General features: G+C 56.0%; 17 protein-coding genes. 13 read left to right on the top strand and 4 right to left on the bottom strand.

Translation table 11 applies throughout. The features are described 5' to 3' along the window. Window positions 1-4: 4 nt before the first annotated feature. Both ACZCED_RS10680 and ACZCED_RS10675 read right to left on the bottom strand, forming a co-directional pair. On the bottom strand, window positions 5-1,204 hold the full coding sequence (locus ACZCED_RS10680) for an aminopeptidase (RefSeq protein ID WP_462970478.1): 1,200 nt from the start codon (window positions 1,202-1,204) through the stop codon (window positions 5-7). Window positions 1,205-1,221: 17 nt separating this feature from the next. Further along, window positions 1,222-1,479 (bottom strand): cytoplasmic protein, encoded by a 258-nt coding sequence (locus ACZCED_RS10675; protein WP_462970477.1) that lies wholly within the window; start codon window positions 1,477-1,479, stop codon window positions 1,222-1,224. 412 nt (window positions 1,480-1,891) lie between these two features. Here ACZCED_RS10675 and ACZCED_RS10670 point away from each other — a divergent pair, with 412 nt between their 5' ends. From ACZCED_RS10670 to ACZCED_RS10645, 6 genes are all read left to right on the top strand, one after another. Further along, window positions 1,892-2,578, top strand: a complete 687-nt coding sequence (locus ACZCED_RS10670) for a LysM peptidoglycan-binding domain-containing protein (protein ID WP_462970476.1) — start codon at window positions 1,892-1,894, stop codon at window positions 2,576-2,578. A 63-nt stretch (window positions 2,579-2,641) separates the two neighbouring features. Further along, window positions 2,642-3,091, top strand: coding sequence for a hypothetical protein (locus tag ACZCED_RS10665; RefSeq protein ID WP_462970475.1), 450 nt, complete (start codon window positions 2,642-2,644; stop codon window positions 3,089-3,091). 177 nt (window positions 3,092-3,268) lie between these two features. Beyond that, window positions 3,269-3,685: a DUF134 domain-containing protein gene (locus ACZCED_RS10660; RefSeq protein ID WP_462970474.1), complete on the top strand. Its 417-nt coding sequence runs from the start codon at window positions 3,269-3,271 to the stop codon at window positions 3,683-3,685. Between the two features lie 105 nt (window positions 3,686-3,790). Next, complete coding sequence (locus ACZCED_RS10655; RefSeq protein ID WP_464860765.1) at window positions 3,791-4,633, top strand: P-loop NTPase; 843 nt, start codon at window positions 3,791-3,793, stop codon at window positions 4,631-4,633. 299 nt (window positions 4,634-4,932) lie between these two features. After that, window positions 4,933-7,263, top strand: a complete 2,331-nt coding sequence (locus ACZCED_RS10650; protein ID WP_464860764.1) for a DUF294 nucleotidyltransferase-like domain-containing protein — start codon at window positions 4,933-4,935, stop codon at window positions 7,261-7,263. 153 nt (window positions 7,264-7,416) lie between these two features. Further along, window positions 7,417-8,757, top strand: coding sequence for a PAS domain-containing protein (locus tag ACZCED_RS10645; RefSeq protein WP_464860763.1), 1,341 nt, complete (start codon window positions 7,417-7,419; stop codon window positions 8,755-8,757). A gap of 170 nt (window positions 8,758-8,927) precedes the next feature. On the opposite strand, the gene ACZCED_RS10640 is transcribed toward ACZCED_RS10645, so the two are convergent. Beyond that, the gene (locus ACZCED_RS10640) at window positions 8,928-9,704 is read right to left on the bottom strand and encodes a prepilin peptidase (protein WP_462970470.1); all 777 of its coding nucleotides are present in this window, start codon (window positions 9,702-9,704) and stop codon (window positions 8,928-8,930) included. A gap of 370 nt (window positions 9,705-10,074) precedes the next feature. On the opposite strand from ACZCED_RS10640, the gene lon reads away from it, so the two are divergent. The 7 genes from lon to folE2 all read left to right on the top strand — a co-directional run bounded on the left by lon (window position 10,075) and on the right by folE2 (window position 16,560). Next, on the top strand, window positions 10,075-12,510 hold the full coding sequence (lon, locus tag ACZCED_RS10635) for an endopeptidase La (RefSeq protein WP_464860762.1): 2,436 nt from the start codon (window positions 10,075-10,077) through the stop codon (window positions 12,508-12,510). Then, on the top strand, window positions 12,507-13,181 hold the full coding sequence (tsaB, locus tag ACZCED_RS10630) for a tRNA (adenosine(37)-N6)-threonylcarbamoyltransferase complex dimerization subunit type 1 TsaB (RefSeq protein WP_462970468.1): 675 nt from the start codon (window positions 12,507-12,509) through the stop codon (window positions 13,179-13,181). The genes lon and tsaB overlap by 4 nt, the downstream gene beginning before the upstream one ends. 185 nt (window positions 13,182-13,366) lie before the next feature. Continuing rightward, a complete protein-coding gene (locus ACZCED_RS10625) occupies window positions 13,367-14,035 on the top strand; it encodes a phosphatidylserine decarboxylase family protein (RefSeq protein ID WP_462970467.1) in 669 nt (222 codons plus the stop codon). A 264-nt stretch (window positions 14,036-14,299) separates the two neighbouring features. After that, window positions 14,300-14,767 (top strand): transcription elongation factor GreA, encoded by a 468-nt coding sequence (greA, locus tag ACZCED_RS10620; protein ID WP_462970466.1) that lies wholly within the window; start codon window positions 14,300-14,302, stop codon window positions 14,765-14,767. Between the two features lie 14 nt (window positions 14,768-14,781). Further along, complete coding sequence (gene rpoZ, locus ACZCED_RS10615) at window positions 14,782-14,982, top strand: DNA-directed RNA polymerase subunit omega (RefSeq protein WP_462970465.1); 201 nt, start codon at window positions 14,782-14,784, stop codon at window positions 14,980-14,982. 54 nt (window positions 14,983-15,036) lie between these two features. After that, on the top strand, window positions 15,037-15,738 hold the full coding sequence (locus ACZCED_RS10610) for a PP-loop family protein (RefSeq protein WP_462970464.1): 702 nt from the start codon (window positions 15,037-15,039) through the stop codon (window positions 15,736-15,738). Between the two features lie 36 nt (window positions 15,739-15,774). After that, entirely contained in the window at window positions 15,775-16,560 is a 786-nt protein-coding gene (folE2, locus tag ACZCED_RS10605; RefSeq protein WP_462970463.1) for a GTP cyclohydrolase FolE2, read from the top strand. Between the two features lie 211 nt (window positions 16,561-16,771). Here folE2 and ACZCED_RS10600 read toward each other — a convergent pair. Next, window positions 16,772-17,869: sigma-54 interaction domain-containing protein (locus ACZCED_RS10600; protein WP_464860761.1), on the bottom strand; the 1,098-nt coding region annotated here is incomplete at its 5' end.

Below are 17,869 nucleotides of genomic sequence, written 5' to 3'. Positions count from 1 at the left end.
ACTGCTAATACGTGAAGCATCCATTTTCATAGATGGTCGTCCGGCGGCCGTCGGCCTGGTGGGCCACCACCCGTTTCTTTTCGGTGTTGACCAGATCCCAATGAAGCGCCGAATCATTGAACCCCAGCCGGGCCTTTTTTTCTTTGGTGAGCGTCTGCACATTCCCGCTGTAGGTATCTGCATAGCTGGCACCCAGAGCCACATGGCAGTTCCCCCAACGACCGCCGAAATTTTCATCGAACAAGGTGTTGGCCATAAACCGGTTGATCTTAGAAAACCGCTTGTCGGTCAGCGAGAACTCGCCGAGTCTGGACGCACCGCGGTCCATTTTCAGCTGTTTCTGGACGAAATCGCCGCCGGATTGGGCAGCAACAGCTACCGCCGCCCCCTTTTTGAACGTCAGTTTCACCCCCTTGACCAGGTTCCCGCTGCGGTACGAGGGCTGATTGGCATAATACACCCCGCTGGTCCCCCGCCAATCCGGTGAGACAAACAGCTCGAAGCTGGGTATGTTGTGGCCGGAGATGCCGATCCATCGTCGCTGTTCACCCGGCGTGATCTTCAGATCAACCGTTTCCGACTCGACATGGTAGTACTTTACCGTCATGCTGTTCATCCACTTTTTGATGGCTGCGGCATTTTTATATACCGCTTTCCATTGTTCCACCGGATCGCGCCGGTTCAGAAAACAGGCCCTGACGATTTGCTTGTCATAGTCTCCGTCTGCCAGACCGGCGTGGCGGGCCAGTTCGGCTGTGGGAAGCATACACAGGGTCCAGCTGAAGCGTCCGGCCTGTTCGCGCTCTTCAAGGATATCCCGCAAGAATTTTTTGGAAAGGGTGAACCGGCTTATTTTTTTCGGATCGATGGTGCTCAAGTGGGTGATCGACGCCGGGGCGTGGAGGAAAATGGAACCATTGAGATTCCGGTAGAGCTCCGCTTCTCCGGGCGGGTCAAAGACCAGCTGCCGGCGGTTGGCCAGACCAAAGAAATGCTTTTCCATCTCAGGGGTCGGGTTCATGCGGCGCACCGGGTTCCATCCCATCTCGAGGATCCGGCATTCAAGGATTTCCGCCAGGCGAACGGCGTCCAGGTTAAAACGGACCAATACCACATCGCCTTTTTTGAACGGCTTGCTGCGTGCGGTCGTCAGTCCCCACAGCAATACGTCGGCGTAGCGTTCCAGTTGCGTGTCGGTGAGCATGTTGTTTCCGTTGGGTCTTAGGGTCGATGGTCGTCTTTCAAGAAATGGCGGTGATATTCAGCCTCGGTGAGATGCTTTCGCAACAGGCCCGAAAGCAGATCAAAGATGGCCTGGCGGTCTTCGTCGGTCAGCCGCGTCCTGAGCAGTGCCATCAACTGGTCATCTGAAAATTTCTGGAGATAATAGGTCACGGTGTCCATGTCGGATTCAGGGTTGAGACCGAATCCGATAAAACCTTCGAATTCTTCGATAAAACGATGTGAGTGGTCAGCCATGGTCGTTTCCTGCGCGTCAGATGAATAAGATGGATCAACCATAATTGAAATGCGTGGACAGGTCAATACGGAGACGCGCGCCTTGCCGGCTGCTGAATGACGGTGCTGAACCGGCTGCCGATGGCTTGAACGACCGGCTGAAGCGCGCCCACCCGGATGCCGGCGGGGGGCGTTTTCCCAGCAAGCAATCGGCCATGGACCGGTGACGCATGCCTGCCGACCGGCGCATCCGTCGGGGACGCGTCAGGCGTCGTGAGCATTGCCTGCAGGAGCGGGAGAACGGATCCCGCGTGCTAAAAACAATCGAATTGGGGTTGATGTCCATTACCCTTTTGGTTTATAGAGAGGTAAATTCATTGGGCATTTCTTAAACCCTCACAATCAGGTCAACGGACGCTGTGGAGGCACGGCAATGAAGTGGAAAGATACGGGTGACGGTGAAACCGCAACACCGGAGAAAAGCGATCCCTACTATGAAGATGACGGCTACGCTTCATTTAAGGAGAAGGGCTTGAAGAAGACCGCCATTCTTTCGGGCAATCCAGTGCGATATCTGTATTGGGGAATCGGCATCGCCGGCGCCGTCGGCGTCGTGCTGCTGGTGATGCTTCTTTTTTCTGATGTCGACGAACCCGGCGACCCGGCGCACATTCGTGCACTGGAGCAAAAGATCGAACTATTGGAACAGCGCCTGGAAAAGTACGATGGCGTCGATGAAAAAGTTACCCGCATCTGGGAACAGGCCAAGTCGTTTGAAACGTTTAAAACCCGGTTTGATCGATCGGAAGCCTCCATGTCCCTGAGAATGGACCACCTGGCGATGAGCCTGGATGCCCTGCAGAAGAAAGTCGACGAAACCCTGAAGAAGGTCGGCGATCTTGAAAAGGGGGCGGCAACACCGGCTGCTCCGGTCAGTCCACCGCCGGTAAAGAAGGCGGCGGCGGTAAAGACCCACACGGTGGCCGCCGGTGATACCCTCTTCAGTATCAGCCGGCGGTATAACCTGTCGGTCGAAAAACTGAGATCGATCAATAAATTGAATGAGCAGGCGGTGATCCATGTGGGCCAGACGCTCACGGTGAGTTCACCCGACGACTGAAAACCAGTCCCACCATGGTGGGTCTTCCAGCGATGTTAACCCGATGGAGTAAGCAAGCCTCTGATGAATGATTACTTTGCCCGTTTCAGCGAGTCTCCCGCCAGTTTCAAAAAAAGCTTCGCCTTTCTGGTTGTGGCCTGGGTCAGCCATCCGGTCTTCATCTACTCGCTGTTCTGGGCCGAAGAGGCGCTGACGGCTTCAGACAAAGACATCATGAAGATGGCGGTTGTCAGCCTTTGTTTATGTTTTCTGCATCTGTTGATCAAAAAATGGGCCAGGGCGCTGGTGGTGGTGGGGAATATCTTTATCGTGCTCAATGACTTCTTTTATTTTATCGTGACTCCCCATAATACTATTTCAACCATGCTATGCGTGGCGGTGGTGTTGTGTACGATCGTGGGCACCTATTGGCTTTTCGTGAAAGACTCGCGTGATTACTTCACCCTGGTCAACCCGAAACCGGAACCGCCGGAAATCCCTGGCTCGAACACCGGCCCCAATCGGCCCCGCTGATAGCTTTCGATCGACGCGGCCGACAACCTCCGACTGGTAGAAATTAGACACCACACCTTGCCTGCTTATCGTTGGCGTCTTGCCGTCCTTACCTGCCGCCGGGGAAAATCGGCTTGGATAGGTAGACCGGTAAAAAATAACCGCTTGTAACCGAACCTATGCTTTAATGGAGGGCTCATGGGAAGACCCAGAAAAGACCGACTCGTGGCATTCAATCCTAAAATTAGTTTTTTTAAGCCACGCGGCATCCCCATGCTTGACCTTGATGAGGTGTGCATTACTGTGGATGAACGGGAAGCGCTCCGGCTTGCCGACCTGGATGGGTTGTCGCACGAAGATTCCGGGCAATGCATGGGGGTCTCGCGGGCGACGTTCGGCCGGATCCTCCACAAGGCCAGGCAGACAGTGGCCGATGCGCTGATCAATGGAAAAGCCATTAAAATCGATGGCGGAAATTACAAAATGGTTGACGAACAACGCCGGTTCTCGTGCCGGAAATGTCAACATCAGTGGGAAGAGCCTTTGGGAACCGGCCGACCGGAAGAATGCCCCGGGTGCGGGCAGGATGACTTCCACCGTTTTCTGAGCCAGTGACCGATCGAAACGGCAGTCCACATTTACGACAGCGCCGTCTTTCGAAAGCAACCGCCGGTCGCTGATCCGGTGAGCGGCCGTGGCGGGCTGGTCTGGAGACAATGGATGGTACAAATTCAAAGCAGCATGGGAGGCGCCGGTCGACAAGCCCATTCCCAAGCCAAAAGAGACGCAGATGTCAAGGGTGCGCTGGGGCGCATCAAACACAAGTTTATTGTCATGAGCGGCAAGGGCGGTGTCGGAAAAACCAGCACCGCTGTGAATCTCTCGCTGACCCTGGCGGGCATGGGCCGCCAGGTGGGGATCATGGATGTCGACCTTCATGGCCCCGATGTTCCCCGAATGCTGGGGCTTTCCGGGATGCTCGATCTGAGCGCCAACCGGAAACTCAACCCCATGCGCTATTCGAAGCACTTGAGCGCCGTCTCCATCGAGTCGCTGACGCCCACCAAAGATGAGGCGATCATCTGGCGGGGTCCGGTCAAATACTCTGCCATCCAGCAGTTTATCGGTGATGTGGCGTGGGGCGACCTTGATTTTTTGATTATCGATGCTCCTCCGGGAACCGGCGACGAGCCGCTGACCGTGGCCCAAACCATTCCCGATGCCAAGGCCATCATTGTCACTACCCCCCAGGAAGTCTCACTGGCGGATGTCAGAAAGTCGATCAACTTCTGCAAAACGGTCAAGATGGAAATTTACGGCCTCATTGAGAACATGAGTGGACTTGCCTGTCCCCACTGCGATTCGGTGATTGATCTTTTCGGATCCGGTGGCGGGGAAAAGACCGCTAATGCAACGGGAATTCCTTTTCTTGGAAAAATTCCATTTGATCCGAAGATGGTGGAATGCACAGATGCCGGTGTCTCCTATCAGCAAACGCACACGAATTCCCCCGTCTCGGAAGCATTCAGGGAAGTCGCCCGGAAAATGGCACAGCCATTGTAAACCAATCATTCCTTCCTTCCAGCGCCATCAACCCGTCGATTTTGGATGGTGCTGGATCGCCCCTCCCAGAGGCCTTCTATCCCTATTGACGGTGGGCCGATCCTGGCTTGCCGCTGCCGACTCGTTGATTGTATAACATCCCTGAATACCATGATATCGCCAACATCTGGAAGTTGACATTGCTTGGTGTTGATGGTTTAATCTTTGCAACCGATGATCGGCTATTGCAAGAACCGGTCGATCGTCCCATTTTGATTCTTCGACACGGTCCTTCACATCTTTAAGACAAGGATGACCCGATGAAAGACGGCATTTTTCGTTTTCTTTCCAGCATGCCTCATTTCTCATTTCTCACCAAGGAAGAACTCGACCTGGTCGTGTCCAAAGCCGAACTGATCCATCTTCCGAAGGGCCACCCGGTTTCCACGCAGGGAAAGACCCGCATCGAAAATGTGCTGGTGATCATGAGAGGTCAACTTTCTCTCTATCAGGACGATCACGGGGAACCGGAATTGAGCGGATATATCAAGCAGGGAGAGGTCTTCGGCGGGATTTCGGTGATGTTGAATGCCGGCATATCCCTGCGGACGGCCAAGGTGGACACCGATTTGCACGCCATCTCCATACCGGACAGCGTGATCATGGAGATATGTACGAAGAACAAGGCCTTTTATGAATATTTTCTGGCCAATTTCAGCAATAACATCTTTGATAAATCCTTGGATGCCATTACCTGGGTCGTCCAGGCGCGTCTTTTTTTGTCCGCCATCGATCCCTTTACCTTCCTGCCCGAAGATGAACTGGATCGCGCCGCCCAAGCACTCTCACGCATTACCTACCCGCGGGGGACCGTCGCTTTTGTCCAGGGAAAGACACGCGTAGGATACTTGTACATGCTTCAAAAAGGTGCCGCGGAACGGTATTTTGAAGAAAAAGGCGCCAAGAAGATGCGTGACTTGCTGTCCGAAGGTGATCTGTTCGGCGGTATCTCCATGCTCCTGAATGACGGGCTGGCTGTGCGCACCCTGGAGGTGATCGAAGACTCCACCTTTTGTGTGCTGCCCAGCCGTGTGTTTTTCGAACTATGTGAGAAATACAGCGTATTCTCCGACTTTTTCTCCGACACCTTCGGGAAGCGGATGCTCAGCCGGTCATACGCAGCGATAATTGCCAAAACCTTGCAGCCACAAGAGGGCAGCCTTCAGTTTTTCAACCAGCCCCTGTCTCAGATCTATTCACGCAATCCGGTTTTCTGCGATGCCGTAGACTCCATAAAGGATGCCGCCGGTACCATGATGCGGCAGAAAAGCAGCTATGCGGTCATTCGTTCGAATGATCCGGAACAGGTGGGCATTGTCACCGAAAGGGATTTTGCCCGCAAGGTGATTGCGTGCGGACTTTCCATCGATCAGCCGGTGGGCAGCATCATGTCGGCACCGCTGCGAACGATATCGGATAAAGCGCTGGTTTTCGAGGCCATGATGACCATGATGGAGGAGGATTTTCAGCATCTGGGCATCAGGGATGCCGCCGAAAACATTATTGGCATGCTGTCCAGCAAGGACATCTTAGCCTACCAGGGGCAATCCCCGCTGTTTCTGCTGCGCGAAATTCAGATGGCGACCGGCCTGGATATTATCATCGAAAAGCATCAGCAATTGCCCCGATTGGTTCGCAGCCTTATCCACAGCGGCGCCACGGCCAAAAATGTGACCCGCTTTATCACCACGGTGTCCGACGCGATTTTAAATAAGCTGATGTCCATGACCCTGGATGCGATGGGTCCGCCTCCGGCACCCTTCGCCTTCATGATTCTGGGCAGCGAAGGCCGGCAGGAGCAAACCCTGAAAACGGATCAGGACAATGCCATCGTTTATCAAGATCCGAAGCCGGCTGCCGCTGAGGTGGTGAAGGCGTATTTTCTAAAATTCGGCGACATCGCCTGCACCTACCTGGATCGGGTCGGCTACGATTTTTGTACCGGTGATGTCATGGCAAAAAATCCACTCTGGTGCCAACCGGTTTCCCAATGGAAGCGATACTTCAGCGATTGGATCCACGCTGCCGAAGCAGAGGACCTTCTGCAGGCCAGCATTTTTTTTGATTTCCGGTGTGGATTCGGTGAAAAAACCCTGATTGCCGAATTGCGGAATCATCTTTTCGCCTCCCTGGATGGGTGGTCCGGGTTTTTTCGGCACATGACCGAAAATGCCCTTCATTTCAAGCCGCCCCTTGGTTTTTTTCGAAGTTTTGTGGTGGAGTCCAAGGGTCGTCACCGCAATGCCTTCGACATTAAGAGCGCCATGACCCCCATCGTTGACTTTGCGCGGGTGTATGCGCTTAAAAACGGGGTCGATGAAACCAATACATTGGAACGCCTCGATCAGCTCAGGATCAAGAAAGTCATTTCTCTCCAGGAATTTGAAGAATTGGAAAAGGCTTACAGCTTCCTCATGCAGCTTCGTTTTGTGAGGCAGATCACTGCGGTCACGGATGACAATCAAAAGCCGGACAATTACATTACTCCCAAAAAACTGACCCACATCGAACAAACCATGCTCAAGGAGATATTCAAACGGGTGGAGAAGTTTCAGGCCAAGATGAATTTCGAGTTTATCGGCATCGCCTGACCATCGTCCGAATTCGAAAACGAGGCCCGGGAGGAAGGGCGAAGTCTCCTGTGACGACGAATACGCAGCAACCCGGCTGGTGAAGCGTAAAACAGGCATGGTGGGACAGGCACGATCAAACGGATCAGGCATGATATGACGATAGGAAAGACGATGAGTCGAGATGAATGGGTAAGGCGGGTTCAAACCCTTGAAGCGGAGAACCGGAAATTATGCCGGTCGCTTGCCGAACGACAGGCGGATTTCGATGCGCTGGCCAAACTGACCCGGCGCATTGCCGATAATGCACCGGATATGATCTGGGCCAAGGACATGGATAACCGCTACCTGTTCGCCAACCGGGCCCTGTGCGAACGGCTGCTCATGTGTAAGAGCCCTGAGGCGGTGGTGGGTAAGAACGACGTCTACTTCGCCGACCTGGAACGGGCGAACGGCCAACGGCACACCTTCGGCGAAGTGTGTGAGAATTCAGACGAGATCGTCAAAGCCAAGCAAAAGGCCGTGCGGTTTGTCGAGGACGGACTGGTTCGCGGGCAATATCTGGTGCTGGATGTCCACAAGGCGCCGCTTCTGGATGAATCCGGGACGATGATCGGCACTGTCGGCTGCGGCCGCGATATCACCCGCGAACGCCAGATCCAGAAAGACCTGGCCGTGAGCCGCGCCAGCCAGCAGCTGCTCATGGAAACCGCCTCGGATTTCGCCGTCTTCCGGCTTCAGGTGAATCCGGTCCGTCCCAGGCGGTTGAAGGCGATTGTTGTCAGTCCGTCGGCAAAAGATATCGCCGGCATCACCCCGTCGCAGGCGGTCGACCAGTGGTTCCAGGTTTATCCGGATGATCGAAAGGCGCTGCGTTACGCCTACGCCAAGGCTTACACGGATCTCAAATTCAATCATCGGTTCAGGATTTTTCATCGTGCCCTGGCCCAATGGCGCTGGATGCATGTCGTTGCCACCTGTGTCAAGGGGCAGCCAGACAGCTACGTCAACGGCATCATCTTCGATATCACCGACCAGATGAAAAGCAAGGAAGCGCTGGCGGCCAAGGGCCGTGAACTGGAGTCTCGATCCGACAACCTGTCTGAAGTGAACACGGCGCTTAAGGTGCTTTTGAAAAAGCGGGACGAAGATCGCAAGGCCTTGGAGGAAAAGGTTCTTTACAATGTCAAATCGCTGATCCGTCCTTATTTGAACAAGATGAAAACAAGCGGGCTGAACGCCAAGCAAAAAGCCTATCTCGACATCCTGGAATCCAATCTCAACGAAATCGTTTCGCCGCTGAGTCGCAAGCTTTCCTTCGATTACCTCGGATTCACACCGACTGAGATCAAGGTGGCCACCATGGTCAAGCAGGGCAAAAAGGCCAAGGAGATCGCCCGCATGCTGGGCATCTCTACCCGGACGGTCGAAGGATATCGCTACGCCATCCGCGATCGGCTCGGCATCAAAGGCAAGAAAGTCAACCTGCGCACCTATTTGCTCTCCATCCAGTAGGCCGTGTCCATGCAGAAACGGCATTTTGTGGTCCAGCTCTGCGTTCCCGGAATATCGGCGTCCTCGACGCAGCGCTGCTACGCCTGCGGATTTACTATCCCTGCGGTCCCGATCCGAACCACAGCCTGCCATTTCTGGACGGGCACGAGCGGGATTGACGTCCAAACCGATTACCGGAGAAAATTGAAGTACCAGGAAATCAGGCGTTCGCCGGAAAACAGGTAGATGACCGCCCCCATGGCCAGGAAGGGGCCGAAGGGAATGGCCAGCCGCATGCCTTTTCCGGAACGGATCATGGCCAGCAGGCCGACGACGGTGCCGATGGCCGAAGCGGCGAAAAGGGTGAACAGTATCCCCTGCCAGCCGACCATGGCGCCGATCATCGCCAGCAGCTTGATATCTCCGCCGCCCATTCCTTCCCGTCCGGTGATCGACTGGTAAATCCAGGCAACGGCGAAAAGGCTTCCGCCGCCCGCCACGATGCCGATGGCGCTGGCCCGCCAGGTGACGCTGGGGACGGCAAGCGCGGCCAGGAAAAAGAGGGGGATCCCTGGCAGAGAGATCGAATCCGGAATGATGCGGTGGTCCAGGTCGATAAAGGTGACCACGATCAGGGTCGCGATGAAGGCGAAAACGGCCAGCGCGTGCAGCGTGGGGCCGAAGGAGAGGGTGCAGGCCAGGGCGAAGAGCCCGCCCAACAGCTCCACAAGGGGGTAGCGGATGGCAATGGGTGCGGCGCAGTTACGGCATTTTCCCATCAGCAGCAGATAGCTGAGGATGGGGATGTTGTCGTAAAAAGGGATCATCGTTTTGCAGCGGGGACAGCTCGACCCCGGATGAACGATGGACAAGGCTGCCGGTATGCGATAGATGCAGACGTTTAAAAAGCTGCCGATGCAGGCGCCGAAGATAAATGCCAGGATGTTCACCGCCAGTGGTGTCGTCATGTCAGCCTGTCTTTGCGTGTGGGCCCGAAAGGTCGGTCCGTTGCCGAAGCGTTTCCATCCACGATGCTAACGCTTCTTAAAAGAACCGGCCTGCCATTGTCAAAGAAAAATTAAGTGTTATTATATAAGACATTTTTCGATACGGGCGTTCTGGCCGGGTCGCGAGGCGTGATAGTCATTGCATTATCCACCGCTTGCGTCGGGAGCGGTCGGCGATCGAAGAAGGGATGTTCATCTTACGATGCCGGGAATCGTTGCGGGTACCGGCCCAACATGTCCCGCGGCTTGGCGGAGCGACGCACAAACCCCGCTCATTGGGATCGCGGGGAGGGTTTATTGAAATCGGGTATTGATAGGTTCAGGAGCCAAGATGGGTGAAACGGATAAAGATGATCTGATCAGCATTATCGAGGAGGACGATCCGGAAGCGACCATTCCAACGATCCTTCCCATGATGCCGGTGCGGGACGTGGTGATCTTCACGGATATGCTGCTGCCCCTGTTCGTGGGGCGTGAAAAGTCGGTCAACGCCATTGAAGAGTCGATTTCGAAGGACCGTTACCTGTTTGTGGCGACCCAGATCGACCCCGGCATCGAAAACCCCAAGCCTGAAGAGATCTACCAGATCGGAACGGTCAGCCGTATTTTACGGATGCTCAAGCTGCCGGACGGGCGTGTCAAGGCGCTCGTTCAGGGTATCGCCAAGGCCAGGATTGCCAAGTATGTGCGCAAACGATCCTTGTTCCGCGTTAAAATCGACATCATCGAGGAGCCGGAATCCACCACCGTTGATCTTGAAGCCGAGGCGCTGATGCGCAACGTGAGGGAGTATTCCGAGAGAATTCTCACCTTGCGGGGCGAGTACACCAACGAGGTGGGGTCCATTCTCACCAGCATCGACGATCCCGGCCGGCTGGCGGACCTGGTGGCCTCTAACCTGCGCCTGAAAATCGACGAAGCCCAGGCGATCATCGAAATCATCGACCCCTTTCAGCGCCTTAAAAAAGTCAACGACCTGTTGTTCCACGAAGTGGAACTGTCTGCCATGCAGGCCAAGATCCAGTCCGAGGTGAAGGACGAAATATCCAAGAGTCAGAAAGACTATTTCCTGCGCGAGCAGGTTCGGGCCATTCACAAGGAGCTGGGGGAACTGGACGAGCGCAGCCAGGAGATCGACGAGTATAAAAGCAAGATCAAGCGCGCGAAGATGAGCCAGGATGCCAAGGCGGAAGCCGAGAAACAGCTTCGCCGCCTCGAGCAAATGCACCCCGATTCCGCAGAGTCGTCGGTGGTTCGAACCTATCTGGACTGGCTGGTGGAACTGCCTTGGAGCAAGTCCACGACCGATGTCATCGACATCAAAAAGGCCAAGTCCGTGCTGGACACGGACCACTACGGCCTGGAACGCATCAAGGACCGCATCCTGGAGTACCTGAGCGTTCGCAAGCTCAACCCCCAGACCAAGGGGCCCATCCTTTGCTTCGTCGGCCCTCCGGGAGTGGGCAAAACGTCGCTGGGACGGGCCATCGCCAATGCCATGAAACGAAAGTTCGTGCGCATCTCTTTAGGGGGGATACGGGACGAAGCGGAGATCCGGGGACATCGGCGCACATACATCGGGGCATTGCCCGGGCGGATCATCCAGGGGTTGAAACAGGCCGGCTCAAACAACCCGGTGTTCATGATGGATGAAATCGACAAGCTGGGCGCCGACTTTCGGGGCGACCCCTCGTCGGCCCTGCTGGAAGCACTGGATCCCGAGCAGAATTTTGAATTCAGCGACCACTACCTCAATCTCAGCTTTGACCTGTCCAAGGTCATGTTCATCCTGACCGCCAACATCTCGGATACCATCCCGTCGGCGCTGTTGGACCGCATGGAGGTGATCAACCTGTCCGGCTACACCGAGGATGAGAAGAAGACCATTGCGAAAACCCACCTGATACCGCGCCAAATCAAGGAGAATGGCATCAGGCCCCGCCAGATCCGCTTCAGTGATGCGGCCGTCGTCCAGGTGATCAACGAGTACACCTCCGAGGCGGGGTTGAGAAACCTCGAACGCGAGTTAGGAACCCTGTGCCGGAAATTGGCAAGACGAATTGCCGAAGGGGCGAAAGGGCCGTTTCAGGTGACCCGGCAGTCCCTGGAAAAATATCTCGGGCCCCCCAAGTACTATCCGGAGATGGACAAGGAGCACAGCCAGGTGGGACTCTCCACCGGGTTGGCGTGGACGCAGGTCGGCGGGGAGGTGCTGTATGTGGAGGCCTCGCTGATCAACGGGAAAGGGGAGATGATCCTCACCGGCCAGTTGGGTGAGGTCATGCAGGAGTCGGCCCGGGCGGCGCTGAGCTATGCCAGGGCCAATATCGACCTGTTCAAGGTGAAGGACGAGATCTTCGACAACCGGGATATCCACATCCATGTGCCGGCCGGCGCGATCCCCAAAGATGGCCCCTCGGCAGGCATCGCCATGGCCACGGCCCTGATTTCGGCGCTGACCGAACGGCCCGTCAACAAGGATGTGGCCATGACCGGTGAGATCACCCTCAGAGGGCGTGTGCTGCCCATCGGTGGATTGAAGGAAAAAGCCTTGGGAGCCCTTCGTGCCGGCATAAGTACGGTGATCATCCCGGAAAAGAACAAGCGGGATCTCGTGGAGATTCCCAAAAACGTCAAGCGCAAGCTCAAGTTTGTACCCGTGCGCAACATGGACGAGGTCCTGGCGATCGCCCTGGAGCCCGCGCCCCCCAAAAAAGCCAAGGCCCCCAAGGCCAAAAAAAAGCCTGCTGGTAAAGCCCGGTCATGAACCTTCTGGCCGTCGACACGTCCACCACCAGTTGCTCCGTGGCCCTGTTCCGTGGCGACCGTTTGCTTGCCGAGGAGCTTTACACCGCGGGAAAAACCCATTCCCGCCATCTCGTGTCCATGATCCACCGGGTGCTCGAGAGATGCGCCTGCGAACCCGATGATATCGGCGGCATCGCCGTCACCCGGGGACCGGGAACCTTTACCGGGCTGCGCATCGGACTCAGCACGGTAAAAGGACTTGCCGCAGCCACCCGGGCACCGGTGGTCGGGGTCAGCAGCCTGGCGGCACTTGCCTTTCCGCTGGCCCTTAACGATTGCCCGGTGGTTGCCATGATCGATGCGCGGCGCGGGGAGGTTTACTATGCCCTTTACCGCGGGTTTGCCCAACCGGCAAATCGGGTGTCGGTGGGCGCGCCGGAAAAGGCGGCAGCTGCACTGCCGGAAAAGGCTATCCTGGTCGGCTCCGGTGCGCTTCTTTACCGGGGTGTCTTCGAGGAACGCTGCCCGGGCATCCGGTTCGCCGATGCGACGCAACATGTCATTCGTGCCGCATCCGTGGGCATGCTGGCCTCGGTGCGGTTCAAGCAAAACGATGTCGATCCGGTCGATGCCCTGATCCCGGAATATGTCCGTAAATCCGACGCCCAGGTTCAAATGGCCGGCCAGTAACCGGGTGCCGAACCAGCCGGGCCCGGGCAGCCCCATCAGGGACCGGTTTGCAGGCGTTGGGTCTGTTTTCATGTCGGGTGTCGGGTAGCTGTTGACACGAACGCAGGCATTGGATATAGATAACCCTTTAATAAAAGGCTTGAAAAAGACTTTTACCGGCAGTCAGCGGCGCCGGGGAGCTTGAAATGACACAATTGAACTGGTCCGATCCGCCCAGTCAGACCGCATTTCCAGTGGCAAAGGCCGGATATCCGTTTATATTCGCATCCGCTTTTGCCACCGCTGTTTTTGCGTTGCTTGGCGTTGGATGGCTGGCTGCCCTGGGACTTTTTGCCACCGGCTTCATCTGCTATTTTTTCAGGGACCCGGATCGCTTGGTACCGACCGGCGAGGGGATCGTGGTTTCGCCGGCCGACGGCAAGGTGATAAAAGTGGAGCCGGTGGACCGGACGCCATACTTCGTAGGCGCCTGCACCCGAATCAGTGTTTTCATGTCCGTCTTCAACGTTCATGTCAACCGGGTTCCCCACGAGGGGACGATCCGGCAGGTAACCTATAACCCGGGAAAATTTTTTTCCGCGAACCTCGACAAGGCGTCGACCGACAACGAACACAACGCCCTGCTGCTGGAGAGCCCGGAAGGCAAAAAGGTAGGGTTCGTGCAGATTGCCGGTCTAATCGCCCGGCGCATCATCTGCGGTGTGCAATCCGGTGATGAGTTGAAACGGGGACAGCGATTCGGTATGATCTGTTTTGGTTCCCGGCTGGATATTTACCTGCCCCCTGAGACGGACATCCGGGTCGGGGTCGGGGACCGTGTCCAGGCCGGCAGCAGCATTTTAGGAAAATGGTAGCAACAGGGGCAACCTGCGAATGAAAAAAAACGACCAGGCAAAAAGCGCCCGTTAACCCGTTGTCGTAATTCGAATCCGGAACCACATGATTCCCCAATGGCCTTTGCCGTGGGGATCTGTTTTTCTGCTATAGGCTATAAGACAATTCGTTTGGACTGCGTTATCGGGCGTTGCCGTATTACCATACGGCCTTTTCCGATTATTTAACGTAAAGCCTGTAACGGAAAAAAAACTGAAAACGAGAATTATTTTAGGAGTCGCCCTTTGGAAAGAATTCCCATGACCCGAAAAGGTTACCAGACGCTGAAAAAAGAGCTGGAACATCTCAAATCCATCGAAAGGCCCCTTGTGATCCGGGCCATTGAAGAGGCACGCGCCCATGGTGATCTCAGCGAAAATGCCGAATATCATGCAGCCAAGGAACGCCAGGGCTTTATCGAAGGCCGGCTCAGTGAATTGGGATACAAACTGGGAAACGCAGAAATCATCGACGTGGACAACCTGCCCAAGGATCGAGCGGTGTTCGCCTGCACGGTGATGCTTGAAAATGTGGATACCGGCGAGGAGGTGGAATACCAACTGGTGGGTCCCGAGGAATCCGACATCGAAAAGGGGCGCATTTCGGTCACCTCACCGCTGGGCAAGGCCATCATCGGCAAAAAACCCGGTGAAGAGATTGTGCTCAACGCACCGGCTGGCAAAAGGGTCTACGAGCTGGTGGAAATATTGTAAACAGGAGGACTCACGTGGCACGAATTACTGTTGAAGATTGTCTGGAAAAAGTACCGAACCGCTTCAAGCTGGTTCATATGGTTGCCGCACGGGTGCGGCAAATCCGTGAAGGATCCGAATACCTGGTCAGTTCCCCGAAAAACGAGGATATTGTCATCGCCCTTCGGGAAGTCGCCGCCGGAAAAGTCGTGGAAAAGATCGACGCCGATCAATAGCCCGTCGATCCTGATATATTCATTTTGGCCCGGCACAGCTACACATACAAAGCAATGAACAGCCTTGTTGGAAAGGCCATTCACCGTTACGGCATGATCGAAGACGGCGACCGCATCGCCCTGGGACTGTCCGGCGGCAAGGACAGCCTGACCTTGTTGTGGGCGCTGGCCGAAAGACAAAAGCGCGTGCCGGTGCACTACGAGCTGTTTCCCATCTACGTGGATCCCGGTTTCCCGGGTGGTTTTACCGACGGGTTGAGCGATACCTGCCGGCACCTGGGATTTGCCCTGACGGTTGATCGAACCGACCATGGCATCGTCGCCCACAGCGCCGAGAACCGGGAAAACCCCTGTTTTCTGTGTTCCCGGCTGCGGCGCAAGCGGCTGTTCGAAATCGCCGACGGGCTGGGATGCACCAAGCTGGCATTGGGACATAACAAAGACGACATCATCGAAACGCTCTTTTTAAACATATGCTATGCCGGGGAGATCAGCACCATGGTGCCGCGACAGGAACTCTTCAACGGTCGGTTCACCGTGATCCGGCCGCTGGCGATGGTCGATGAAAACAGCATCCGGCGCTTTGCCAAGTCTCAGGCATTTCCCCTTTTTGACAATCCGTGTCCATCGGCCGGTGACACCAAACGTTCGGAAATCAAAACGATGCTGGACGGACTTTACCGCACCAACCGCAAGATCAAGGGCAACATCTACCGGGCCATGAGCCATGTGAAGATGGATTACCTGCTGAAATAAACGTAAGGCGCTGATTCGCCAGCGAACAGGCAGACCATGAAAGATGTACAAAGCGAGCGGGATCACCGCAATATCCCGATCGACAAAGTCGGCATTAAAAACCTGCGCTACCCCATACGCGTCAAGGACCGCCGCGACGGATCCCAGAGCACTATCGCTTCGATCAACATGTACGTGGACCTGCCCCAGGAGTACAAGGGCACGCACATGAGCCGGTTCGTCGAGATGCTTCACCTGTTGAACCCGGAGATCTCGCTGAAGAAATTTTCCGTGCTGCTGGAGGCCATGAAAAAGAACCTGGACGCCGCCTCGGCCCATATCGAGGTGAGTTTTCCCTATTTTATCGAAAAGCAGGCCCCGGTGAGCCATGCACCGGGGCTGATGGACTACAACTGCCGGATTACCGGATCGAGCAATTCCAGCAACGACATCGATTTGGTTTCCGAAGTCAACGTGCCCATCACCTCGGTCTGCCCCTGTTCCAAGGAGATTTCAGACCATGGCGCCCACAATCAGCGCGGCATCGTGCGGCTTCAAACCCGATTCAAAAAGTTTATCTGGCTGGAGGACATGATCGAGATGGTCGAGTCCTGCGCCTCCTGCGATGTCTTTTCGGTGCTGAAACGGGTGGATGAGAAAAATGTGACCGAACGGGGGTTTTCCAACCCGAAATTCGTCGAGGATGTGGTCAGGGACGTTTCCGAACGCCTGATGGCCGACGATAACATCACCTGGTTTTCCGTCAGCGCCGAAAACTTCGAATCCATTCACAACCACAGCGCCTACGCACAGATCACCAATGGTGTCGTGCCGGCCGGCTGAACGCCAGAGGACTGAAGCCGGAAGACAGGAGACTGATACCAGAGGTCCGAAGACCGAGGCGGGAAGGAAGTCACTTTTCTTCGGCCGTTTCTCGGCTCCTGTTGCAAGCCATATTTACCATTCCCGCCTGAACGCCATCAACCGAAACGCCGTGATTATAGATTGCGCATCATTCCGTCCTCTGTCTTCTGGCCTCAGTCATCCGTTGTATCTATCTGACGCTGGTTTCGATTTTCAGATCGTATTTGTCGATCTTGGCATGCAGCGTCGGCCGGGACATGCCCAGCAGCTTGGCCGCCTGGGAGCGATTGCCGCCGGTCAGATTGAGAGCCTCTCCCACCAGTACGCTGCCGAAATGATCCATGCAGTTTTCGAACAGGTTCTCCTGCCCCCCCTTTGAAAGCAGGTTGCGAATCCAGGAACGGATGCTGTCGTCGCAGGCGTCTTCGCTGAGATGGTGGCTTTTGGCGTCGCCGCCGGTCGCCAGGCTGATATCCGCCAGGCTGAGCGGCGCGCCCCGGTTGAAGATCAATGCCTTTTGCAGGGTGTTGGACAGTTCCCGAATATTCCCGGGCCATGGGCTGGAGACAAGCATGGACATGGCTTCCCGGGTGATCCCCGGGTTTTCGATGCCCAGTTCCGTGGCAAAGCGGGTCATGAAATAGCTGGCCAGCAGCGGGATGTCGCCGGTGCGTTCGCGAAGGGGCGGCAGCCAGATGGTGATCACCTTGAGCCGGTAGTACAGGTCCTCCCTGAACTGGCCCTTGGTGATCAGGTGCTCCAGGTCACGGTTGGTGGCCGCGATAATGCGCACGTCCACGGGGAGGGTTTCCCGGCCACCCAGCCGTTCGACGCTTTTCTCCTGGAGCAGGCGCAGCATTTTGGCCTGCAGGTTAAAAGGCATATCCCCGATTTCGTCTAGGAACACCGTACCCCCGCTGGCCTGTTCGATCTTGCCCACCCGGCGGTGGGTGGCGCCGGTGAAAGCGCCTTTTTCATAACCGAACAGCTCGCTCTCCAGCAGGGTGTCGGGGATGGCCACGCAGTTGATCACCAGAAACGGTTTTTGCGACCGGATGCTGTGCTGATAAAGCGCCCTGGCCACGAGTTCCTTGCCGGAACCCGATTCGCCGCGAATAAGCACGGTGGCGTCGGTGGCCGACACGCGGCCGATGGCCTTGTACACCTCCTGCATGGCCGGGCTCTTGCCGATGATGGCCTCCCCCTGGGCCTTTCCCGGCGATGCGTCCATGTCGACAGGTGAGCGCATGAAGCGGCCGGCCTCCAGGGCCTGGCGGATGGTGGAAAG

The sequence above is a fragment of the Desulfosarcina sp. genome, from assembly GCF_055467485.1.
Note: the sequence above shows the minus strand (reverse complement) of the source record. Positions and strands in the feature narration are given on the sequence as shown.